The organism is Rhodanobacter sp. FDAARGOS 1247 (assembly GCF_016889805.1).
Lineage (GTDB): Bacteria > Pseudomonadota > Gammaproteobacteria > Xanthomonadales > Rhodanobacteraceae > Rhodanobacter.
The window spans coordinates 2,985,364-3,008,142 of record NZ_CP069535.1; the positions used below are offsets into that span (position 1 = coordinate 2,985,364).

The 22,779-nt window shown below is 62.7% G+C and carries 21 protein-coding genes and 1 pseudogene; 7 read left to right on the forward strand and 15 right to left on the reverse strand.

From position 1 onward, the window contains the following. Positions 1-118 precede the first annotated feature (118 nt). The 5 genes from dxs (at position 119) to I6J77_RS13630 (ending at position 6,464) form a co-directional block, all read left to right on the forward strand. Positions 119-2,011, forward strand: a complete 1,893-nt coding sequence (gene dxs, locus I6J77_RS13610) for a 1-deoxy-D-xylulose-5-phosphate synthase (RefSeq protein ID WP_204109404.1) — start codon at positions 119-121, stop codon at positions 2,009-2,011. Positions 2,012-2,147: 136 nt separating this feature from the next. After that, positions 2,148-3,515, forward strand: a complete 1,368-nt coding sequence (locus I6J77_RS13615) for a DUF6861 domain-containing protein (RefSeq protein ID WP_204109405.1) — start codon at positions 2,148-2,150, stop codon at positions 3,513-3,515. Between the two features lie 10 nt (positions 3,516-3,525). Next, positions 3,526-3,924 (forward strand): hypothetical protein, encoded by a 399-nt coding sequence (locus I6J77_RS13620; protein ID WP_204109406.1) that lies wholly within the window; start codon positions 3,526-3,528, stop codon positions 3,922-3,924. A 432-nt stretch (positions 3,925-4,356) separates the two neighbouring features. After that, on the forward strand, positions 4,357-5,442 hold the full coding sequence (locus I6J77_RS13625) for a DJ-1/PfpI family protein (RefSeq protein WP_204109407.1): 1,086 nt from the start codon (positions 4,357-4,359) through the stop codon (positions 5,440-5,442). A gap of 86 nt (positions 5,443-5,528) precedes the next feature. Beyond that, positions 5,529-6,464 carry a GlxA family transcriptional regulator gene (locus I6J77_RS13630; RefSeq protein ID WP_239308994.1) on the forward strand — a complete coding sequence of 312 codons (936 nt, stop codon included), beginning with the start codon at positions 5,529-5,531 and terminating at the stop codon, positions 6,462-6,464. On the opposite strand, the gene prmC is transcribed toward I6J77_RS13630, so the two are convergent. Beyond that, positions 6,465-7,286: a peptide chain release factor N(5)-glutamine methyltransferase gene (prmC, locus tag I6J77_RS13635; RefSeq protein ID WP_204109409.1), complete on the reverse strand. Its 822-nt coding sequence runs from the start codon at positions 7,284-7,286 to the stop codon at positions 6,465-6,467. It abuts the gene before it with no gap. Continuing rightward, the gene (locus I6J77_RS13640) at positions 7,279-11,418 is read right to left on the reverse strand and encodes a hypothetical protein (protein WP_204109410.1); all 4,140 of its coding nucleotides are present in this window, start codon (positions 11,416-11,418) and stop codon (positions 7,279-7,281) included. The genes prmC and I6J77_RS13640 overlap by 8 nt, the downstream gene beginning before the upstream one ends. A gap of 172 nt (positions 11,419-11,590) precedes the next feature. Here I6J77_RS13640 and I6J77_RS13645 point away from each other — a divergent pair, with 172 nt between their 5' ends. Further along, on the forward strand, positions 11,591-12,604 hold the full coding sequence (locus I6J77_RS13645; protein WP_204109411.1) for an NADP-dependent oxidoreductase: 1,014 nt from the start codon (positions 11,591-11,593) through the stop codon (positions 12,602-12,604). A gap of 179 nt (positions 12,605-12,783) precedes the next feature. Here I6J77_RS13645 and I6J77_RS13650 read toward each other — a convergent pair whose 3' ends face one another. The 7 genes and pseudogenes from I6J77_RS13650 to I6J77_RS13680 form a co-directional block, all read right to left on the reverse strand. Then, positions 12,784-13,377: a YdeI family protein gene (locus I6J77_RS13650; protein ID WP_204109412.1), complete on the reverse strand. Its 594-nt coding sequence runs from the start codon at positions 13,375-13,377 to the stop codon at positions 12,784-12,786. 62 nt (positions 13,378-13,439) lie between these two features. Further along, positions 13,440-13,607 (reverse strand): annotated as a pseudogene (locus tag I6J77_RS17815) (IS3 family transposase); the annotation flags it as partial. Next, positions 13,601-13,954: a transposase gene (locus I6J77_RS13660; RefSeq protein WP_204109414.1), complete on the reverse strand. Its 354-nt coding sequence runs from the start codon at positions 13,952-13,954 to the stop codon at positions 13,601-13,603. The gene I6J77_RS13660 and the pseudogene I6J77_RS17815, both read right to left, overlap by 7 nt. A 471-nt stretch (positions 13,955-14,425) precedes the next feature. Continuing rightward, positions 14,426-14,764, reverse strand: coding sequence for a hypothetical protein (locus I6J77_RS13665; RefSeq protein WP_204109415.1), 339 nt, complete (start codon positions 14,762-14,764; stop codon positions 14,426-14,428). 1,414 nt (positions 14,765-16,178) lie between these two features. Next, positions 16,179-16,949: a hypothetical protein gene (locus I6J77_RS13670; protein WP_204109416.1), complete on the reverse strand. Its 771-nt coding sequence runs from the start codon at positions 16,947-16,949 to the stop codon at positions 16,179-16,181. A gap of 84 nt (positions 16,950-17,033) precedes the next feature. Next, on the reverse strand, positions 17,034-17,651 hold the full coding sequence (locus tag I6J77_RS13675; RefSeq protein ID WP_204109417.1) for a hypothetical protein: 618 nt from the start codon (positions 17,649-17,651) through the stop codon (positions 17,034-17,036). Between the two features lie 108 nt (positions 17,652-17,759). After that, a complete protein-coding gene (locus tag I6J77_RS13680) occupies positions 17,760-18,137 on the reverse strand; it encodes a hypothetical protein (protein WP_204109418.1) in 378 nt (125 codons plus the stop codon). A 45-nt stretch (positions 18,138-18,182) separates the two neighbouring features. Between I6J77_RS13680 and I6J77_RS13685 the strand changes: the two genes are divergently transcribed. Continuing rightward, positions 18,183-18,509 carry a hypothetical protein gene (locus tag I6J77_RS13685; RefSeq protein ID WP_204109419.1) on the forward strand — a complete coding sequence of 109 codons (327 nt, stop codon included), beginning with the start codon at positions 18,183-18,185 and terminating at the stop codon, positions 18,507-18,509. Between the two features lie 160 nt (positions 18,510-18,669). Here I6J77_RS13685 and I6J77_RS13690 read toward each other — a convergent pair. The 6 genes from I6J77_RS13690 to I6J77_RS13715 all read right to left on the reverse strand — a co-directional run bounded on the left by I6J77_RS13690 (position 18,670) and on the right by I6J77_RS13715 (position 22,754). Then, positions 18,670-19,745 (reverse strand): IS3 family transposase gene (locus I6J77_RS13690; RefSeq protein WP_239308908.1). Its coding sequence is split into 2 segments (ribosomal slippage): positions 18,670-19,490 and positions 19,490-19,745, totalling 1,077 coding nucleotides; the frame shifts between segments, so codons are not numbered across the junction. Between the two features lie 391 nt (positions 19,746-20,136). Next, positions 20,137-20,478, reverse strand: coding sequence for a hypothetical protein (locus I6J77_RS13695; RefSeq protein ID WP_204109420.1), 342 nt, complete (start codon positions 20,476-20,478; stop codon positions 20,137-20,139). A 407-nt stretch (positions 20,479-20,885) separates the two neighbouring features. Further along, positions 20,886-21,248: a hypothetical protein gene (locus tag I6J77_RS13700; protein ID WP_204109421.1), complete on the reverse strand. Its 363-nt coding sequence runs from the start codon at positions 21,246-21,248 to the stop codon at positions 20,886-20,888. 64 nt (positions 21,249-21,312) lie between these two features. Next, a complete protein-coding gene (locus I6J77_RS13705; RefSeq protein ID WP_204109422.1) occupies positions 21,313-21,648 on the reverse strand; it encodes a hypothetical protein in 336 nt (111 codons plus the stop codon). Between the two features lie 383 nt (positions 21,649-22,031). Then, positions 22,032-22,328 carry a DUF1871 family protein gene (locus I6J77_RS17945; protein ID WP_204109423.1) on the reverse strand — a complete coding sequence of 99 codons (297 nt, stop codon included), beginning with the start codon at positions 22,326-22,328 and terminating at the stop codon, positions 22,032-22,034. Between the two features lie 69 nt (positions 22,329-22,397). Further along, on the reverse strand, positions 22,398-22,754 hold the full coding sequence (locus I6J77_RS13715; protein WP_204109424.1) for a hypothetical protein: 357 nt from the start codon (positions 22,752-22,754) through the stop codon (positions 22,398-22,400). Between the last annotated feature and the right edge of the window lie 25 nt (positions 22,755-22,779).

The window sequence follows — 22,779 nt, forward strand, 5'->3', positions numbered from 1 at the left end:
CTGACCCAGCATGCAACGCCCGCCGTATGCCGGATGTGCAGGTTTCGGACCGCTGCCGGGCTGCATTCTTCACGGCTTCGCCCTTGCCCCGCCCCGCCGCTGGGCCAACAATACGCAGATGACCGACCTTTCCCGCTATCCCCATCTGGCCGCGATCGAGGCACCAGCCGATCTGCGCCGCGTACCCGATGACGAGCTGCCCGCCGTCGCCGACGAGCTGCGACAGTTCCTGATCGAGTCGGTCGCCAGTTCCGGCGGCCACTTCGGCGCGGGCCTGGGCGTGGTCGAGCTCACCGTGGCCCTGCACCACGAATTCGATACCCCGAACGATCGCCTGGTATGGGACGTGGGTCATCAGTGCTACCCGCACAAGATCCTCACCGGCCGCCGCGACCGCATCACCACGATCAAGAAGAAGGACGGCCTGGCGCCGTTCCCGCGCCGCGAGGAAAGCGAGTACGACACCTTCGGCGTCGGCCATTCGTCGACCTCGATTTCCGCCGCGCTGGGCATGGCGATCGCCGCGCAGCGCAAGGGCGACCACCGCAAGGTGGTGGCGGTGATCGGCGACGGCGCGATGACCGCCGGCATGGCGTTCGAAGCGCTGAACCACGGCGGCGACGTGGAACCGGACATGCTGGTGGTGTTCAACGACAACGGCATGTCGATCAGCGAGAACGTCGGCGCGATGACCAAGATGATGGCCCGCGCGATGGCCAGCCGCCGCCTGAACCAGCTGCGCGAGCGGGCCAAGCGGGCGATCCCCAAGCAGTCATTCATGGGCCGCTTCTTCAAACGCTGGGAAGAACATGCCAAGGGTATGTTCGTGCCCTCCACCTTGTTCGAGGAACTGGGCTTCCACTACACCGGCCCGATCGACGGCCACAACATGCCGCAGTTGCTGCAGGCGCTGCGCACGGTGAAGAACCTGCCCGGCCCGCAGCTGCTGCACGTGATCACCACCAAGGGCAAGGGCTACGCCCCGGCCGAAGAGGCGCAGATCGAATACCACGCGGTCGGTCCGTTCGACCCGCAGGCCGGCCTGGTGAAAAAGAACACGCCAGCCAAGCCCACCTATACCGACATCTTCGGCAACTGGCTGTGCGACCAGGCCGCGGCCGACCCGCGCCTGCTGGCGATCACCCCGGCGATGCGCGAAGGTTCCGGCCTGGTTCGGTTCTCGAAGGAGTACCCGGACCGCTACTTCGACGTGGCGATCGCCGAGCAGCACGCGGTGACGCTGGCCGCCGGCATGGCCTGCGAAGGCGCCAAGCCCGTCGTGGCGATCTATTCCACCTTCCTGCAGCGCGCCTACGACCAGGCCATCCACGACGTGGCGCTGCAGAACCTCGACGTCACCTTCGCGATCGACCGCGCCGGCGTGGTCGGCCCGGACGGCGCGACGCATTCGGGCAGCTTCGATCTCTCTTTCCTGCGCTGCCTGCCCAACTTCGTGATCATGGCGCCCGCCGACGAAAACGAATGCCGCGCGATGCTTTCCACCGGCTTCCAGTACACCGGGCCCGCCGCGATCCGCTACCCGCGCGGCACCGGTCCCGGTGTCGCCATCAGCGAGCAGCTCGACACCTTGCCGATCGGCAAGGCCGACCTGCGTCGCCGCGGCCACGGCCTGGCCCTGCTCAGTTTCGGCGCGATGCTGCCCGCCGCCAGCACGATCGCCGCCGAGCTCGACGCGACCCTGGTCAACATGCGTTTCGTGAAGCCGCTGGACGAGGCGATGATCGTGGAGCTGGCGAAGACCCACGACGCCTTCGTCACCCTGGAAGACAACGCGGTCGCCGGCGGCGCCGGCTCGGCCGTGGCCGAATGCCTGGCCGCCCACGGCATCGCCCAGCCGATCCTGCATCTTGGCCTTCCAGACGTCTATCTGGAACACGGCAGCCGCGAGGAAGTGCTGACGATGGCCGGGCTGGACCTGCCCGGCATCCGCCACGCGATCCATGCGCGCTTCCCGACGCTGTGCGCGGGCAGCATGGCCAGCACCGGCTGACACCGCCTCACACCGGTCGCCCAATGTGACGTGGCGCACATCGCTGGCCATCGCCGGCGATGCCTTACTGCCCGCGAGCCCCGCCACGATTACGCTGCGTTGAGCTTTGAAGAAAACCTCCAGGGAAGGAGTTGCGATGCCGTTGGCCACGTCGATACAGGACTCATGGAACCAGCTCGAGCGCTGGGCAGGCCGCCAGATATCCGGCGCCCGCAATGAAGCCAGACTGATCTCCGCGCGGGCCGATGCCCTCCAGCTTGCCATCACGCTTTCCGAAGGCCTGGCGGTCTATCGCATCCTTCGCGACTTCCAGCATCTCGACCTCGACGCCGTCGTCAACGACATCGTCGCCGTGCTGCGCCAATGCCTGATCGTGATGCTGACCAGCACCGGCGGCGGCGCACTCATCGGCGGCGTCGCCGGCGGCGTGTTCGGCGTGGGCGTCGGCGCCGCCCCGGGAGTCGTCATCGGCGCGGCGGCCGGCGCGCAGATGGGCGAATGGATCCTCATCTTCATGGGGCTCAGGGCGCTCAGCGAATACATCGTGCGGGACATGCCCGACATCGCCCGCGCCTACTGGGACGGCATCCGCCTGGCCTGGTCCGCCGCCTCCCCGTCACCGCTGCCGCAGCAACCCATCCGCGTCGACCGCTTCGCGATCCAGCACGCCGCCGAAAAAATCGCCCGCGCCCACGTCGCCATGTTCGTCCTCCTGCTGATGGGCATCCTCGCCTACCTGGCCAAGGGCCGCGGCGACATGGGCCAACTGGCCGAAGGCGTCCGCAGCAGCCGGATGGGACCGAAGTTCGCGGACTGGATGGTGAGGAATGAGGGGAGGCTGAAGGCAGAGCCGCGGCTGCGCGAAGGAATCTTGCAAACGACACGCGAAAGCTCCAACGACATTGCAGTCGCATCCAGACCGCGCAATCCTCCCAGCCCCAAAAGAGCGCCAGAGCCAAGGAATGTCACGGAGAAGTCCGGAGGAAAACCAGCTCCCGACGGATTTCGCACATACAAAACGCATGGAATAAACGAAAACCCCATGCTCACACCCGAAGGGCGCAGCATGGTCGCTCAGTACGAAAAGCAGGGGTTCACCCGTGACGAAGCAATCCTGAAGACTAGGCAGCTTATGGAAAGCGGCTCAACACGACCATTGCCCAATCCCGTTGAAACAGGTGACAAATTCTACAAAGTGGTACCGAAGAATTCGATGCCAGGACCCAACTCGGAATTTTGGATGAGCAAGAGGGAGATGGAATCCTTGCGCGGCTTGAACGCGGATCAAATCGGTGATTGTCTTGGACTTCCACTCGAAAGCCAGCAGGTCGGGGAATTTGATGTTGTACAGATAACAGCCATCCGGCCAAGCATGTCCTATACATCACGCATTGCCCCCACAACCCAAAATGGCTGGGCACAGAGTGGCGGCAAGGTACAAACGCTTCTTACCGATCGCAGCTCATTCAATGCACCAAGCCGTACCGGCATAAAGTTTCCCTAGGAATCACGCCATGCATAGAAGATTAGTCAAACTGGATGAAAAGAATGGCTGGAGCTTCAGCGAGGTCGACGAGGTGCGTTTGCTGCGTGAGGCAAGGCTGGTTCGTCAGATCATCAAGCAAGATGTACCGCCGGACGATCCGTATGGAATTCACCGTGAGTTGCTCCCCCTGATTGAAAGCATCATTGCCGGCAAACAAGGCTTGCCGCTTGCCAGCCAGTTCGAACCTGGGGAGCTGCGTTGGGCAAGACACGAAGGTACGTTGCCCGGTAACTATCAGGAATTTTTGCGCGCCGAGGCGAGCTTCTGGGTCACTGCGACAGGATCTCATCGCGAAGAGCCCGTCGAGGAACGCATCGACGGTGAACGTTATGCGTGGATGGACTTCGAGGATGATCCGTCATGTTGAGATGAGTCACCTCACTGCCTTTGCCATGGAGGAACTCTCAGGACATGGCGCAGGCAACAGATCGAAACGGTTGAACCCTACGACTCGACCATCAATGCTCTGGCCCTCAAATTTCGTGTGCTCAACCTCAGGATTGATCAGGATGCGGAGTACGAGATGGTGCTTGCGAACGGTGCCTGCTCGCTGACCATCCGGACCGAGAGGCATGACCATGCATGACCTCCTGCATGGAAGATCATGGAAAGTAGCCAACTTCGACTGAGTCCACACAAATGGACAACCGTCAACTTCACTCGCCCGCCTGGACTTGGGGACGAGTGCTCGACCTGGCGTTCTGCGGCCGTGCAGATTGGCAGGAAGTGATCGGTTGATGGCGCACATGCCGGTTCGACGGATCACACACTGCAATCCTTTCCCGACGGTTGCAGTTCCATGCCCCCTCTGCATGTTTTTCGCGCACTGCTCGTATCTGCGCTGCTCGTCCTTCCCTTGCACGCAACAGCGCACGCTACTGACGAACACTTCAGGCCCTACGTGCCGCAACACGGGCGCGCGCGTCCTGTCGTCGCCGTGGTGGGCCAAAATGCCGGCACCGAGCTGACCGACTTCGTGATTCCCTATGCGGTGCTGCAACGGTCGGGTGCCGTCGATGCGTTTGCCGTAGCGACGTTGCCCGGTTCGATGACGATGCGCCCGGCACTGCGCCTGCAGCCGGAGCTGGACATCAAGGCGTTCGATAAGCGTTTCCCCAAGGGGGCCGACTATGTCGTCGTCCCGGCGGTGGTCAAGCGCGATGACGCCGATTTGCTGAGGTGGCTGCGCGCGCAGTATGCGAAGGGGGCAACCCTGGTAAGCATCTGCGATGGCGCGCTCGTGGTGGCCAACAGCGGCTTGCTCAAGGGTCACCGCGCGACAGCGCATTGGGCGACCGAGGGGCTGCGGCGCAAGAGCTATCCGGACACGACCTGGGTGCCCAACACGCGCTATGTCGTGGACGGCCGGCTGGTGTCGAGCGCGGGCATCAGTGCTGCGATACCCACCTCGCTCGCCTTGCTCGAGTCGATCGCCGGTCGCGAACGGGCCGCGCAAGTCGGCGCGCAGTTCGGCGTGACGACATGGACGGCGGCACACGACAGCGACGTGTTCCACCCGCATCCAGGCAATCTTGGCGCGCTGCTGCGCATCAATGTCACGAACCGATGGTTTCATCGCGTGACACGGCTAGGCATGGCGTTGCAGCCCGGTATTGACGATGTGACGCTGGCGCTGACCGCCGACGCTTACTCGCGCACTGGCCGCAGCATGGTCTATGGCGTGTCGCCCCTGCCGCAGATACGCAGCGCGTCTGGGCTGATGTGGCTTCCCGACAACTCCCAGCTCGCCAGCACGCAGGAGCCTATTGAGCCGATCACGGCCACGCGCGACGCGCCGGTGTTCGACGCCGTGCTGGCGTCGCTCGATCGTCGCTACGGCCGCTCCACGGCACGCGGTGTTGCGATCGACTTTGAGTATCCTTGAGCGCCTACGGAGCCACGAGCTCTTCGACGAGGACCGCCATGACGACGCGCCCGCCACGCGTGGTTGCCGTAACCGCGCATCACCACATGAACCTGCTCGACCTGAGCGGCCCCCTGCAGGCGCTCGCTACCGCCAACCGGCAGGTCGAACCCGGCCAGCGCTATGACGTGCATGTGGTCTCCGCGGACGGCGGCGCGATCACCACCGGATGCGGGTTGCAGGTGCATACCGATACTTTCGCGTCGCTGCGTGGCCAACGGATCGACACCTTGATCGTTCCGGGCGGCTGTGCCGGATCGCGATTCGAGACACCTGCCGCACTGGCCCGGTGGATCGGCGAGACGGCATCGTCGGTGCGGCGAGTGGCGTCGGTCTGCACGGGCGCCTTCGTGCTGGCGCAAGCGGGCCTGCTGGCCGGCCGCCGTGCCGCGACGCATTGGCACTGGGTGGAACAATTGCGCGCCCGTCATCCCGACGTACTGGTCGACGCCGACAGAATCTTCATCAAGGACGGGCCGATCTGGACGTCGGCCGGCGTCAGCGCCGGCATCGACCTCACACTGGCCTTGATCGAGGAAGACCTCGGCCACCGCCTCGCCATCGAGACGGCGCGGGAGCTCGTCGTGTTCGTGAAACGCGCCGGTGGCCAGTCGCAATTCAGCGTACCGCTGACGGCTCAGGCGAGTGGCGACGCGCGCTTTACCGATCTTCATGCCTGGATGGCCGCGCATCTTCGCCATGACTTGCGCGTGGATGTGCTGGCCGAACGTGCAGGCATGAGTCCACGCACCTTCGCTCGTACGTATGCCTCCAACGTAGGCCGCACGCCGGCGAAGACCGTGGATGCGATGCGGCTGGAAGCCGCGTGTCGCGCCCTGGAAGAGACCGCGCTGCCGATCAAGACCGTCGCTGCCACCGCAGGCTATGCCGACGAACAGGCGCTGCGGCGCGCATTCCTGCGTCGGCTTGGCGTGTCGCCCGGCGACTACCGCGCGCGCTTCTCGCGCCACGCGCTGGAGTGATCAGCACTGTCCGCCGCTGACCCGATCACGCGACTCCAGATCCTGCGCCGTGAACACGTCGGCATAGCCGGCCAGCTCCAGCAATCCGCGCACCGCTTCACCCTGGTTCCAGCCATGCTCGAACAGCAGCCATCCGCCGGGGCGCAGGTGGTGACGGGCGTCGACGAGGATGCGGCGGATGTCGTCCAGGCCGTCGTCGCCCGAGGCCAGTGCGCTGGCCGGTTCGTGGCGAAGGTCGCCTTGCGCCAGGTGCGGGTCGGCGGCTTCGATGTACGGCGGGTTGGAGACGATCAGCTCGAACTGCTGGCCGGCCAGTGGTGCCAGCCAGTCGCCATGCACGAAGGTGACGTTGTCGAGGTGGTGGCGTTGCGCGTTGCGCCTTGCCACCGCCAGGGCGGTGGCGCTGGCGTCGGTGGCGATCACTCGTGCCTGCGGCCGTTCGCTGGCGATCGCCAGCGCGATCGCGCCGCTGCCGGTGCCCAGGTCGACCACCTCGACGGGCGCCCTGTCGGGCAGTCGCTGAAGGGCGAGCTCGACCAGCAATTCCGTCTCCGGGCGCGGGATCAGGGTCGCCGGGGTCACCTCCAGGTCCAGCGTCCAGAAGCCGCGGCGACCGGTGAGGTAGGCCACCGGTTCGCCGGCTTCGCGCCGCGCGACGAGTTGACGGAAAGCCGTCTGGACGTCCGTCGCCAGCTCGTCGTCGGCGTGGGTGAACAGCCAGCCGCGCTCCTGCTGCAGCACGTGCAGGAGCAGCAGTTCGGCGTCGGCGCGCTCGCCGAGCCGTGCGGTGGCGTCCATCAGCGCATGGCGTACATCAGGCATGCGGCGGCTCCGGATGCTTCGGCGGCAGCTGCGGCGGCGTCACGCCCGGCTTCGGCGGCGGCTTGCGCCAGTAGCCGCCGTGCGTCCATGACTTGAACGCCCACTGCAACCAGCCGATCAGCGCATTGGCCAGCCACAGCGCCCAGATGAGCATCGCCAGCTTGTAGAACCATAACGACACGCTGAGCACGCCACCGCCCGGCAGCACGCCGGCGCTCTGGTCGGCGAACCAGCGCAGGCTTGCGGCAGTCGAGCCGTTGCCGGCCACATGCATGTCGGGCAGGCCGAGCAGTCCCCTGGGCACCGCGGCGACCAACACCAGCAGGGCCAGCACGGTAAGCGCAGCCAGCCCGACCTGCAGCAGGTTGAAACGCGTGGTGTCCGCGTTCTCCGCCGGCGCGTGGCGTGCGCGCAAGCCCAGCAGGATCAGCCACAAGACCACCAGCGCGTAGGCGCTCCAGGCGAACGCGGAAAAGCCCAGCCCCAGCAGCAGCCAGTGGCGGAAGCGCAGCGGCGTCGGCGCGAAACGGGCCAGCAACCAGGCAGCCAGCAGCAGCACGACCAGCTGCGACCAATACAGCACGGCCGGTCCGGTGGTCGGCCCCCATGTCCACACCACCCAGCGATCCTGCGGCAGCTGCAGGTCGAGATCGATATTGGCCACTGGTGCGTGCAGCGCGAACGTTGGCGTGCGCGTGCGCACGCCGACGCCATGCGGTTCGCGCAGGCGCAACGTGTAGACGTGTTCGCCAGGCAGCAGCGGCAGGCTGAGCTTGCCGTCGCGCACCGCCAGGTTGATGGCATCCTCGTCGCGGGTCGCTTCCAGCAGTTCGGCGCCGGCAGGCAGGTCGATCACGTGCTCGCCGCCACGGGTGCTGCGCGCGCGCAGTTCCAGCGTGGTTTCGCTGACGCGTTCACCGGCCCGGCTGGTCACCTGCACGCCGTCGAATGCCAGGCTTTCGCCGGCGATCGCCGCCGGCTTGGCAAAGGTCAACTGCAACTTCTCGCCGGGCAGCGGCTGGAACTGCAGGCCCTCGTCACCGGCGCTGGTGGGTACGCCCTTCGCATCCACATGCCACATCGGCGCAGCAAGGATCTGCCATACCTCGGCACGCTCGCCCAGCGCCGGCGCTTCGAGCGTCAGCGTCGCGGCCTGGTCGAGCCGGCTGCTCCAGTGCACCTTCTGGCTGTTCGCGTTGAACGTGATGTTGATGCGGCCGTCCTTCACCAGCACGTCATCGCCCACCGGGTGCTCGCCCGGCAGCAACGGCAGCGTGACGCTGAAGCCGCCCTGCTGCGGGGCAACCCGCTCGACCACGTTCTCGACCGTCCAGTCGATGCCCAATTGCAGGCTGCGGGCCACCCGCACGTACGGCGGAAAACTCTGCGCGGGTGGCAAGTCCTTGCCGTCGCTGGCGGAGCGCAGGCGTTGCAAGGCGACGCTGTCGCCCAGCGCCCGGCCCTGGTCGACACCGGCCAGCGACCAGCCCTGCCCGTCGAACGCGATGTGTTGCGGACGCAGCGCGAAACGCAGGTTGGCGCTGTCGGTCGACCCGATGCGGTAGCGCAGGCCGACCCGGTGCACGCCGCGATCCAGGCGCAGAAACAATTGATCGCCGATGCGCACGAGCGGCGCATCGGCATGGCCGTCCACGCTGACCTCGAGCAGTTGCAGACCGTCGTCGGCCTGCGGCAACGGAACGGCCACCGCCGCGCCGACGTGCGTCTCCAGCGCCACCGCCAGGGTGTCGCCGGCAGCCTGCAATTGCGCCTGGGCCACGGTGGCGCAGGCCGGCACGCACTTCGGCGCCTCGGTAAGCCTTCCGCGCAGCTGGTTCAGCAGTTGCTGGTCAGGCAGGCTCTGCGCATGCAGACCGACCGGCAGCAGCGCGATGCCCAGCAGCACGACGCCGGCCACGCCCACGCCGCGCCAGCGCTGGCGCAGCGGCACCAGCAGCGGCGGGACCAGCCTGGCCAGCAGGACGGCCAGCAGGCCGACCATCGCCACCCGCAACAGGCGCACCAGCCAAGCCGGCGCAATGATCAGCCGGGTGCTCTGGCTCGTCGTCACCGGGCCGGACCAGCCGAGTTGGTAGTTGTTGCCCTGGTTCCACTGCGGCGTGCCGGCACCGGCCTGGACGATGCTGCGGCTGTCGATGTCGTTGCGCACCGTGGTGGACCCGCCACTCAGATTCTGCATCGATGAACCCGCTACGGTGACGGCACTCAGCGTTGCGCTTGAGTCGTCGCGCGACACCACACCTGGGGCCAACAGCGCAGTCGAACTCATCTCGCTAACCACTGGCGCTGATGCCGGCGGCGGTGGCAGTGGTGCCACCTGCTGTTTCATCTTCTGCTGCGCTCTCGCATAGACCTCTTCCCTCGCCGCCCGCTCGGCGTAACCCGCCGGGGCCATCCGGGCCTGGCTGCCTCCTTCCAGTTGCGGATGCAATGCGTACTGCAACTGCGTCGCGGCGAACGGCAGCGTCCACAAAACCGCCAGCGCGAAGCCGGCCAGCGCGCCGAGTCGCGCCGTGGAGCGCAATCGCCCCTCGGGCAGCGCACGCAGCAACAAGGTCAGCGCCAGGGCGACAGCCAGCGTCCAGCGCGGCGCGCCGCCTTCATGCTGCGCCAGGGCCAGGAAAGCCGCGGCCAGCAGCGCCCACGGCCAGCCGAACAGGCGCCCGGCGAGCAGGGCGATCAGGGCAACCACGAACAGGTCAAGCAAGGTCCATTGCGCCACCCAGGAATCGGGTGAACGGTCCACCCCCGGCGCACCGAGCAGACGGTAGCCGTACGGCAGATGCAAGGTGGCATCGATATCTTCCAGCGGCAGCTGCCAGCCGGAACTGGGAATCACCCCGCCGTGCGCGGGCAGGCGCAGGCCGGCGGCCAGATCAAGCTCCTGCTCGCGCAGCTCGACGCCGCTGCGACCGTGCTCGCCGGTGCTGATCAGCAATGGTTCGCCGGCCTGGCTGGCACGCTGCAACTGCCAGGGCGCCGCCACGTCCAGCCGCTGGTGATGGCGCAGCTCGCCGGTCAGCCGGTCGGACACGCCGAGGCCGCCACCGTCGAAGTCCAGCCACAATTCGCGCCGCAGATGCAGCTGGTCGCCCGTGCCGCCTTCATCACCACGCGTACCCTGTTCGATCGCCAAGCCCGCGTCGTCGTCCAGCACGAACGCCGGCAGGTCGCGCCATTCCCCCGGCACGCCGGCCTGGGCCGCATCGGTGGCATGACCCTCGACCCGGGTACTGCGCAGGTCGGAATCGTCGGCATAGCTCCAGACTTCCTGCCGCGGCCACGGCGTCGGCGGCAACTTCACCGCCACCCTGGCCAGCGGAGCCACGCTGCGCGCGGCGAGCGTGATCGTCCACTGGCCTGGCCGCAGCTGCACGCGCAGTTGGCCGTCATTCTCCAGCCGGGCCGGCAAGTCGCCGGACAAGGCGGTGGCGACAAAACCCGGTGGCAGCACCGGGCCCAGCGACTGCTCGCGCGCACTGCCGGTGACATTGAGCTGCAATTGGGTTTGCAGCGTGGCCGGCAGTCCGTCTTCCAGGCGTCGATAGACGCGCAGCGACAGCGCATCGGCGGCACGCTGCGCGGCCGCGGCCTCGCCCAGGGTGAGCTGTTCGCCATTGCGCTCGATGCGGGCTACCGCCGCGCCATCGACGCTCAGCGCCACCAGCCCGATCGCCGCTGGCACGTGCAGCCGTGACGGGCGCGCCACCCACGGCAAGCTGCCGCGCAACTGGTAATCGCCCGGCATCAGCCACAACATCGGCTGGCCGTCACGTTGCAGCACGGTGGCCGGCTGGTTGTTCGCGCTGACTTGTTGCGGCCAGTTCTTCGCATCGCCGGGCAGCGCCACCCAGCTCGGCGCATCCACGTGCACGTCCAGACTGAACCGCCCGCCGTCCTTGCCCGCATCCAGGCTCAGGCGACCCGGCCAGGCGCATTGACGGCCGCCGACACCCGGCATCTGGCTGGCCATGAACGGACAATCATGCTGCGGCACGTCGTGCAGCACCCAGCCTTGCCAATCGCGCAACGGCGGCGGCACCTCCTGCGCCGGCAATGGCGCCGCCAGCAACAGCCACAGACCCAGCAGACCGAGTATTCGAGCAAGCATGCATTTCTCCCCGTATGCCGAGTGGCCGGCACAGTGTAAGTGGAACACGGGACGACACATCCCGCCCATGGATCCAACGCAGCAGCCGGCACAATGGGGTTGTCGCCCGGGCCGGCGACGCGACGCCGTATAGTGGAATGCGCCCTGCCCCGCTGCCGCCACGGTGAACCGCATGCCCCTGATCAATCGCCAACTGCGCCTGAAAACCCGTCCCGAAGGCCTGGTCTCGCGCGACGACTTCGACCTGGTCGAACAGGCCGTGCCCGACTTGCAGGGCGGCGAGGTGCTGGTGCGCGTGCTGTACCTCTCGATGGACCCGACCAACCGCGTGTGGATGCGCGACATCCCGCAATACCTGCCGCCGGTGGCGATCGGCGAGGTGATGCGCGCGCTCGGCCTGGGTCGCGTGGTGCAATCGCGCTCCGCGCATTACGCCGAAGGCGACCTGGTGCAGGGCCTCACCGGCTGGCAGGACTATCTCCTGCTGCACGAAGACGCCAAAGGCTACGTGCGCCTGCCCGCCGATCCCGGCATCCCGCTGCCGACCCTGCTCGGCGCGGCCGGCATGAGCGGCGTCACCGCCTACTACGGCCTCACCGACATCGCCCCCGTGCAGGCCGGCGAAACCCTGGTCGTCTCCGCCGCCGCCGGCTCGGTCGGCTCCATCGCCGGCCAGATCGGCAGGATCATGGGCGCCCGCGTGGTCGGCATCGCCGGCGGCGCCGACAAATGCCGCCACCTCGTCGACCACCTGGGCTTCGATGCCGCCGTCGACTACAAGTCCGCCGACTTCAAGCAGCAACTCAAGGCCGCGACTCCCGACGGCGTCCACGTGAACTTCGAAAACGTGGGCGGCGAGGTGATGCGCGCGGTGCTGTCACGGATGGTGATCGGTGGCCGCGTGGCCCTGTGCGGCATGATCTCGGGCTACAACAGCGCCGAGCGCCCCGGCGACGACTTCAGCCCCGTCATCATGAAGCGCCTCAGCATGCGCGGTTTCCTGGTGCTGGATTACGCCAGGACCAGGGAAGCGGTGGGTGCGATCACCGGGTGGATTCGCGAGGGGAAGTTGAAGACCGAAGAGACCGTGGCCGAAGGCCTGGAGAATGCACCCGTGGTGCTCAACCGGCTGTTCGACGGGAGCCATCGGGGGAAGCTGGTATTGCGGGTGGCTGCGCAGGCATGAGGTGCGGCTGTTTCGATATCCATACCCGAAGCAGTCGCTCGAAAGTTCACACTGACCCGGGTTTTGCGGACATCCCTTCCAGGGACATCACCGATGCGATCCAGCCGTACCGTGACCGCCACCCAAGAACCCACCTGGTCAAACACGTCGAACCACTCCCGTACGGGTGCGGCGGTCGGTCACGGATGCACCTTCTCATGACGCGCCAACATTTCCACGAACTGCGCAATCTTCCTTTCGCGCGTCGCGGCCATTTTGACAGTCTGGATCCGATACAGCACGGCATACCGGTTCCGGCCGTCGAGCGAGTCGAAGAACTCCCGGGCTCGCGGGTTGCCATCCAGGGCAGCCTGAAAGTCGTCCGGCACGGTCGCGGTGCTGGCCGAGTCATACGCGGCGCCCCAGCGCCCATCCTTCCTGGCGCGTTCGACTTCAAGCAAGCCGGCCGGCTCCATCTTTCCCGCTTCGATCAGGGCGAGAGCCTTCGCCTTGTTGATCTTCGACCAGGCACTCTTGCCGGACCGCGGGGTGAACTTCTGGAGCCAGTACTGCTCGTCGTGGGCTTGCTTCTGGCCGTCTATCCAGCCAAAGCAGAGTGCCACCTCGATGGCTTCGTCATAGGACACAGACTGCACGCCCGCCACCTTTTTCGCGAGCTGAAGCCACACGCCCGGGGATTTCCCATGGTTCGCCCCCAGCCACGAGGCCCAGTCACGCCGGGTCTTGAAGAGCCGGGTCGGAAGGGTCGCGGAGGAAGAAAGTCGGGAGCTCATGGGCTGTCAATGACCACGTGGCGCGGCCGCCGGCCCACCGCTTCGCCGTCCTGCCGCAGGCCGGCATGGACACGCGGGCTGCCATACGTCTGCCGGCTTTCGTCGTGCACCCGACGGATGCGCTCAAGCAACCGCGCATCCTCCCGATTCCGCGTGCTGGTTGGCCGGTCGCGCCACGCGTAGTACCCGCTCGCACTGACGCCGTAGAGCCGGCACAGGAGCCTCATCGGGTGCTGCCCTTGCTGGCGGATGAAGGCGAAGATGTCGGCCTTGGACGGGAAGTGAACGCGATCGCTTTTTTTAAAAGGTCATGCTCGACCTTCAGCCGCTCGTAGGCCTTCTTCACCTGGCGCAGCTCCTTGAGCTCCGCCGCCACTTCTTTGTCCACGGCCACACCCTTCGTCATGATCAAACCCTCGCGCGCCTGTTTGCGCCAACGAGACAGCATGAACGGCTGGATGTAAAGCGACGCGGCAACATCCCCCACCGCGACGCCCGGGAACTGGCTCAAACGGACGGCGGTTGCCTTGAACTGATCGGTGTAGCGATAGGTGGTTCGCGGACCTGACCTGGGCATGTCGTGGACTCCTGAAAAGTTAGTTCAGGGTGTCCACTAAAGCGTAGGAACTGTCCCGTCCGCCTTGAACGAACTGTTAGAGCCTGGCCGCACTGCTCCGATGAGCAAACGCTCGGACCACAGCTCGTTGAAGGAGCCACCTATTGACTGGTAAGACCAACCTGAGGCTGGCATACATACCTGAGAGCACGAAAACAATGATGACCACTCTTAAAAAAGGATTGAGCGCGTACGCATGCGTGACAGCCAGCGCAACGAGAGGAATGGCGACTGACAGGAACAGTGCCGAAACAACGGTAAGCAGCCTCTCCAGCCGGTATCTCCGGCTCGACGATGCTGACTTTAAAAGGGTATCCACGTCGTCACCCGTGTGTTGAGCTAGAAGCTCGTTGAGGTCATTGAGAGGCATCGTTGCAAAGGCTCTAACGCTGGAGTTAAGCGGCGGCGCAGCCGTCCGCCTTGAACGAAATGTTAGGCCCTATTCTGATAGCTCCACCACAGCGCGCTCAAGACAAGCCCGACGAATAGCACCACATACAAATTCAGAAGAAGCCAAACGCGAGCGCCACCGCGCTGTAACTCCGGCTCGGGCAGCTGCAAATAACGTTTTGCCTTGAGGTAGTCCATGTACGACGGTCGAATGGGTCCATGGCGAGTAAATATGCCAGGTGATGGAAATGAGTCGACTAGCTCCGGGTGCTGAGTAACGAGCTGGCCAAAAAATTTCTTGGCGGCCGCCGAGACAGCAATACCCGCAGCAAGTGTGCCCAGAAGGCAGAGACCAGTGGCAATGGCGATGAATTGAGGCATGGGGCCTAACGCTGGAGTTAAGCGGCGCGCGGTACGCGCGTCCGCTTGGACGATTTGTTAGGCGACGTACCGCGAGGCTGGATGACCCAACCGCAGCCGCTGTAGCCGCCACCGTTTGCCGCTAAGCGTGCGGGCCGCACACTTAGGGTGATTCTCTCTTTTGCCTTGAGGCTTGCGTGAAAAGGCTGCGACCGGCACTTCTGTGTATTTGGGATGCTGGGAGCATCGCCGATTGGGCCGATAAATTGATTGGAACTGACTAGAATTGTATACGTCCCCGGCGTAACGAAAACGCACGCGGCTTGGCCCCCGGAGAGGGTAACGCTGTAATTGGGGATGGAGCCGCCGAGCTTGGTGTAAACGCCGACTGTACTGGGATGACCATTCATTGAGCCGTCGTCTTCGCGGCGCTCGAAGCACAACTGGGACGTTAAGCCTGGAAGGCTAATAAATGGCGTGGAAGTTGATTCGCGCGCTGGCAGTGAGGCTAGCGCCGCTGTGAAAATTAAGGTTGCGAGCATCCTACGCTCCTCGACGCCTAACGCTGGAGTTAAGCGGCGGCGCAGCCGTCCGCCTTGAACAAGATGTTAGACATGTTGCCCGAAAAGGACGCTGGCCAAAAATAAGAGTAAGACATGTAGCAGTGGGGCGAGAAACAAAGCTACCCCGGTGAGCCCAATGACCCACTCCGCACGACTTGGGATCACTGGGCCATCCCAGCTAAACCACTGGCCCGTACGCGCGCTACCTACGATGCCAGCCGCGAAGATGAGGCCCAGCCCGGCCATAAGTAACGATGCGCCAGGAACGAGATTGCTGCTTTGCTGACGAGCAAACGAGAACACCACGCCCGCCGTGAGGACCAGCAGCAGCCAAATAGAGAGCCATGGTCTAGGGACGTATCCGCGCATCTAGTGTCTAACGCTGGAATTGAGCGGCGGCAAAGCCGTCCGCCTCGAATGAGTGGTTAGCGCTTGCTAGGTAGGACAGCGAACGCCGGTGCAAATGGGCCTGAGGGAAGAGTGTGGTACCACTCGCGAATCTTCTTGCCGCCGACAAATTCTGTGACCTCAAGTGCATAGCCGATGCCGCCCCGCTCGATGGCCACCACGAGTCTATTGCCTTGCACGCATGCGCCGAAGAACCGATTCCGGGGAGTGTCATCGCCGCTGAGCGCATCCGTAGATTGGAAGGCTTCACCGCGCTCCGCGATTGGGCCCATATCTTGGGCAAGCGTAGAGCGCGCAGACTCTGGAACTGAATGCCATGTTGGCAGAAGCCTGCAAGTTTCGCCGGCTCGCGCCGCAAATGGCGACGTAAGGAACATGAGGAAAGCAATCTTTAGTATGGAGGTCTTCATGAGCGCTAACGCTGGAATTGAGCGGCGGCGGAGCCGTCCGCCTCGAATGAGTTGTTAGCGCGCACCCAGCGACAGTGGAGAGCAATATTGCCTCGCCGACGAACAGTCAAAGACGTCTGCCCCGCTAACATCGGACGACTGTTCCCACAAGAATCGAAACTCCTTCTGGTGTGCGTAGCGCTCTGACTTAATGAAGTGCTTTGCCGCATCAACGATCTCTCCGGTTCGGTGCGAGATTTCATGGCGATTTACGGTGTCCCCAGGAAACCCCAAGACGGCCTTGTGCGGACGATACAAGCATCTGCCGAAGGTGTGTGAGGCGGCACCGATGGACTCAGCAACAGCATTGGCGAACCCCATGGGGTTATTGATCACAAAGCCAGAGTCGTAACCAAACCGCTCCATGGTTCTTCGGTCGAGGTCTCCCACCGAGACGCAGAACATGCGTTGGTTGTACCCGGACCCGTACTTGCCACCAATGACGCCAAAAGGCGTTTTCGCCAACAACGTGACGATGCCTTCTTGGTTGTCGCCGATCTCAGGATGATCAAATGCGTTGTAGTAGGCATACGAGCCAAGCTGAAGTGCCCCGCTCTCAAAAAAGGCGTCGATGTGCTCCTTTTTGCCAAGCTTAATTAAAGGTTCTTGTGGAACGACACCAACTTTAAAGCGCTTTTCAGGTGTGGGCTTAACGAACTGCCACGGCTTAAGGGGCTGGTCAAATGGTGTGTCATGAACAAGCGCCCCGCATAGGCCTCGCAGCTCAAAATCAGAAAGTTTCCTCTCGATCCACATGTGCTTGTACATAAGAAATGAACCCGACATGTGGAGACTCGCAAGGTTGGTTGTTGTAGACGCTAACGCCTGAATTAAGCCGAGCCGCGAAGCGGCTTCGGCTTGAATGAATTGTTATGCCCTAGCCCGTTGACCGGGCTCTGGCAGCGGGCGACGCTCGCGGTAGCAGGTGTTCAACTCCTCGAATGTTTCCCGAATCAGTTTGAAGGACGACTCAGGTATTTCCATCCGAACCATCGCGGTGTTGCCGAATAAAGTTGGATACTCAAAGACTACAAATCCACGCACCAGCTTCCAATCGTGTTGCCCGATAGAACCCGGCCACACTTCCCAGATCCCCATGGTCTTCGGTGGAAGGACTTTACTGTGCGGATTGTTGTCTTCTTCCAGGGCACCTTTAGATATGAACGTGCGCTTGAATTCCGGTCGGATGACCTCATTCGACAGCGGAGTCTGGAATAGTTTGTGCTTCTTGCTTGGACTAAGTTCCATGTGCCACTTTTCGGCCACCAGAACCACAGACCAAACACGAATGTAAGCGCTCGTGTAGTTGTAGATCTGCAAGGTGAACTCGGCAGAAAGCGGAGCCAGCGAGTAGCCAACACCTACGCCGTTCGGGCTAATCGCGTCTTTCAGGCTCCGCTCGAGCTTCAGATTGCGTCCCCAACTGTAGGCCCAAGCAACGAGCGCGATCGCCGCCGCAGCGGAAAGCGCTGACAAGACATCTGACACGTACGACGAAAAGTCCATAGGCATAACGCCTAAGCTAAGCGGCCTGCGCGGCCGGGATGTGTGATCGAGCGAGCAGCTTACTCCGCGCAGGTCCGCTTGAGCGCATAGTTAGGTGCCAGCCGCCGGGATTTGAACGGACGGACAGACAGCCCCGATCTTTAGAACTAGCAAGCGATCTATTGCGGTGGCAAACAGCTTTGCCACAACGGTTGTGTCTTCAGCCATTGCGAGAGGTATGGAGATGACTTGGCCGTCTTCAGAGACGCGGGCCTGCGTTGTTGGTAGGTCCTTGATGTAGAAGAACTCAACCGTGTTTGGGTCCTTGTCTTCTTTGGACTCTAGCGTCGCTTCGGGATTGACGACGGGCTTGATTGACCTTAGCAAAGCAACTCTTTCGGCTTTGCAATCAATCTGCTGGCGAGCCTCATTGGCGACCGGATTCGGCGGAGAGGCTGTTGCTAAAGCCAGCAAAATGAGAAAGAGCATGATGGCACCTAACGCTGGAGTTAAGCGGCGGCGAAGCCGTCCGGCTTGAACGAGTTGTTAGGCGGACGGCTCGCCGAACTGCAAGAGTACATCTTGCCGCGCCGCCTCCAGAGCCAATTTGGCGACGAGCTGCTTAGCCTCGAAGGAAACGGCTTGGCTGCAGCTCACAAAAATGCTGTTTGGCCCAGACCCGAATTGCTTGGAAAAATTGTCGCTGGCCATCTCACGGAGATAGTTGCAGATTTTGAGGCCGAGGTTGTGAAGAGTCGCTTCCGATTTGTCGAGTGGACCAACACAGACAACAACCGCATCAACACCACCATCTTTTCGCACCCCGAGGAGGTCAAATACGTCTGGGTTGCTGATTGGTGAGCCGAAATGTTCCATTGGCAGCCTAACGCTGGAGTTAAGCGGCGGCGTAGCCGTCCGCCTTGAACGAATGGTTAGGCACCAACGCCATCAGCTAAATGAGCCGGCTTTGGGCCACCGACGTCCCCCCGCTTTGAGTAGCGGGACGGTTTAGAGTCCGGGTTCACTGTAACTGCTTCGCATAGGCGGCAGGTGTCAGCCCGCCCAGCACCTTCTTCGGTCGCTCCTCGTTGTACTCGCATCGCCAGCGTTCGATCTCGGCGCGTGCATGCAGCAGGCTGGGAAACCAGTGCTCGTTGAGACATTCGTCGCGCAACCGGCCGTTGAACGATTCGATGTACGCATTCTGGTTTGGCTTGCCCGGTTCGATCAGGCGCAGCTGCACACCACGCTCGTGGGCCCAGGTCACCATCGCCTTGCCGCAGAACTCCTTGCCGTTGTCGCTGCGGATCACCTTGGGCAAGCCACGACTGAGCGCCAGGCGATCCATCACCCGCGTCACGCCCAGGCCGGAGATCGCCCGCTCGACCTCGATGACAACCGCCTCGTGGGTGGCGTCATCGACCATCGTCAGGCACTTGATGACGCGTCCCTCAGCGGTGCGATCAAACACGAAGTCCATAGACCAGACCTCGTTGGCTGCCTTCGGCCGAGCCAACGGTTGCCGCTCGGCAACGGGCACCTTCTTCCGCTTGCGCCGCCGCACCTGCAGCTTCGCTTCCTGATACAGCCGTTCCACCCGCTTGTAGTTCACCAGCAGCCCCGCTTGCCGCAGCTTCAGATGGATCATCCCCACGCCATAGCGCTTGTACCGCTGCGCCAGGGCCACGATCCGTTGCCGGAGGTCCCCGTTGCGATCCGGGCGTGTCGGATAGCGATACGCGCTGGCGCTCATGACGACGACCGCCAGCGCACGTCGCTCGCTCAATCCCTTCTCGGCCATCTGCCGCACCAGCTCGCGCCGAGCCGGTGCGCTCACCACTTTTTTCGCAGGGCGTCCTTGATGACCTCGTTCTCAAGCACCTGCTCGGCCAGCAGCTTCTTCAGCCGACCGTTCTCCGTCTCCAGCTCTTTCAGCCGTTTGGCGTCGGGCACACTCATCCCGCCGAACTTGCTGCGCCACAGGTAGTACGAGGCCTCGCTGAAGCCGTGCTGCCGGCACAGCGCCTTCACCGGCAAGCCAGCCTCCGCCTCACGAAGGAAGCCGATGATCTGTTCTTCGGAAAAGCGTTTCTTCACGTCCAATCTCCTTCAGATGGGGGATTGGACTCCAAACCGAGGTGCTACTCAAAACTGGGGGGACGTCGCCACGATAAAACGTGCTTGGAACAGGTTGAGCGCGCCAGCCAGTGAAGGCACCAAGCGTAACGTGCTGAAGCGTCGCCACGAAACCAAAAATTTCACCGGGTTCGTCGTCGCTCCATACGAAGACGGGTGCTCCCTCTTTGGCAGGGATTGCTACGAGGGAGGCACGGTCGAGCACGTAGATACTCTCGTCGCCGTTCTCTGCCCAACCGCAAGCATTGAAGTCTCCCTCAATGAAAGGCATAGGTCGTGTTGGCAAGTGACCTTCCATTGGTGCCTAACGCCGGAATTAAGCGGCGGCGCAGCCGTCCGCTTGGATGAGTGGTTAGGTTGCAGCGCCTTGCGCTACAACCCTGACAGGAAGATCTCGGACGCTTTCTGGGACATCGGTTGTGCCAGCGTACTCAAGCATGAGTTCGTTGTCTTGCACGAATACGAGATAGCTACCCGCCACTTCGCCCACTTGGCCAAGAACCATCGGTTGGCTAAGAACCGCGCGTGCCTTGGGCAGCAAATGATGGCGAACGGTTAGGAAGTACCCAACGCCAGAATGGTAGAAGCTGACCAACTCGGCGTCACGGCAGACGGCTGCCACCACAGCCTCGCCGAGCGTTGCATTGCCAAGAAGCCGAAGTACTTCAACTTCAAATGCACGGAAGTGGCTCATCTGCGACCTAACGCTGGAGTTAAGCGGCGGCGCAGCCGTCCGCCTTGAACGAACTGTTAGGCCACCGCAGCCAACAGTAGGCCGATGACAACTTGAACGCCAAGGATACTGGCGATGAATCGGCTACGCGGCAGCTCGGAATGGATCAAAAAGTGGACATAAAGCTTACAGTACAGAAATGTGTATACCAGGCCGACAACGGTGGCGATGCCAAAGAACCAGATAGCTCCGCGGCTGGAAGTTACTAAGCAAACAAATAAGGTGAAAGCGTAGAGAGGCAAGCCGAAGAGGTGCATCCTTCGGGTACCAGCTTTGTCCATTCGGGTCAAAGTGATGAGCATCGAATTCCAATTGAGGCCTAACGCTGGAGTTAAGCGGCGGCGCAGCCGTCCGCCTCGAACGAGTAGTTAGCCGCGCAGTGCCGAGGTTGCAAAATGGCCCGCTCCAGTAAGGAAAACTGAGGCTACACAGGCCAGAAGGAACATGCCTGAAGCAACAAAGCCACCTTTGATGCCACGAGACCTGAAGAAGTAATACGGCATCGCAAAAATGGCGAGAGCGACTACGCTGATGTTGAGCCAAACAGAGCGTCTGTAAGAACGCTGCTCTGAGTCGATACGGTACCAAACGAAGATAAGAAACACACCAGCCAGCATGCAAGGAATATCCGAAGGTGACTGAGCACCACTTGGCGCAAAGTATTGCCCCAAGGCACCACTAAGAAATGAGATGACAGCGAAAAGCATCAGGACGACAGTCTTTGGTTTCATAGAGGCTAACGCTGGAGTTAAGCGGCGGCGAAGCCGTCCGCTTGGATGACGGGTTAGGTTGCAGCTACGAAAGAGCTGCAACCAGCGCTGTTGCAGATTGCCTTGTAAGAGGGCGTGTAAGCAATGGGTTGGCAAGCTCGTGAAGCGCCAAACCGATTGCTGAGGAGGGATCGTACTCAATGTCGTCACGGCACTCTATGCAGTTCGCCCAGTCATCGACCTGCGCCGAAGAAAGTTCACCAGCCATGAAATGCTTGAGTGTCGAAGAGATATGGACGGCCTCCAGCACGACCAGTGGGCTGGGAGCGTCCCAGTCGTAAGCCGAGAGTTTGCGAGCGATGTCTGAGGTTGGCCGCGTAAACGAAAGAAGCGCTTTTAGAACAGATTCGCGACTATCCATGTTTGCGACCTAACGCTGGAGTTAAGCGGCGGCGAAACCGTCCGCCTTGAACGAGTGGTTAGGCCGCCCGACGACGCCCCATGAAGGCAGCATACCCTGCGTATGACCAACCAAACACTACAGCCGCTAGCCAGGTACACGCAATGCCGAAGCATTGCTCGGCGAAATGAATAAAGGGAAAGGAGTTCAAGGGATGCTGGCCTTGCAGAAGTGGCCATGCCTCGGCCTGCCAGAATGACAAGTACGCGTGTACGGCGAGCCACAGCGGAAGCAACCACCCCGCCGAAAGAAGAGCGACCAAGCACCCTCTTGCCTTGTGCTGAGTCATTGAGGCCTAACGCTGGAATTAAGCGGCGGCGAAGCCGTCCGCCTTGAACGAATTGTTAGGCCGATGCCAGGAGGCCTGCTGCCGACAGCTTAGCAAAGAGCTCTTGCCCAGGAGCCACACATTGCGCAGGAGAAAAAAGCTCCGGCTCGAAGGACGCAGAGAAGACCGATGCCAAGGCTGCCGCTGCTGTAGCGGCGTTTGAAATGCCAGGAATGCAAGAAACCATCTTGGCAATCTCCGCGTCGAACTCGTCGGGTGGTGCGCCTGAACCCGCAAGGCGATATGGGTCCCACGACCGCACAACCGATGCGACGATAAGAAGAGCCGCATCAAAGTCTTCGCGTGTTCGCATGAAAGGCCTAACGCTGGAGTTAAGCGGCGGCGAAGCCGTCCGCCTTGAACGAGATGTTAGGCCAGCCTCTCACCTGTCATATACAACTGAGACGCCAGCCACCGATCGCTCTTGCTTGAATACTTTGGCGTAACCGAGGCCTGTGATCAGCAACTTAGACTCCGACACCCAAAGAAATTTGAGAGGAACAGTACCGTCCAGGATGAGGGTGTTACCAGCCCCTGACGGCGCAGCACCTGCCGGTACTATAGATACTTGGGTATTGAAGCCCGTCGTTGCACCGCAGTTACGATTGAAGACGACGGCGCTGATTGCGTGAGACGGGGAAGAGGTAGTCGACACCACCTCATCGCCGCAGCCGAAGTCGCAGCCAGCGACAGCAGCGAGCGTGGCGATAACAACAAATAATTGCAGAATCCGCTTCATAAGGCCTAACGCTGGAGTTAAGCGG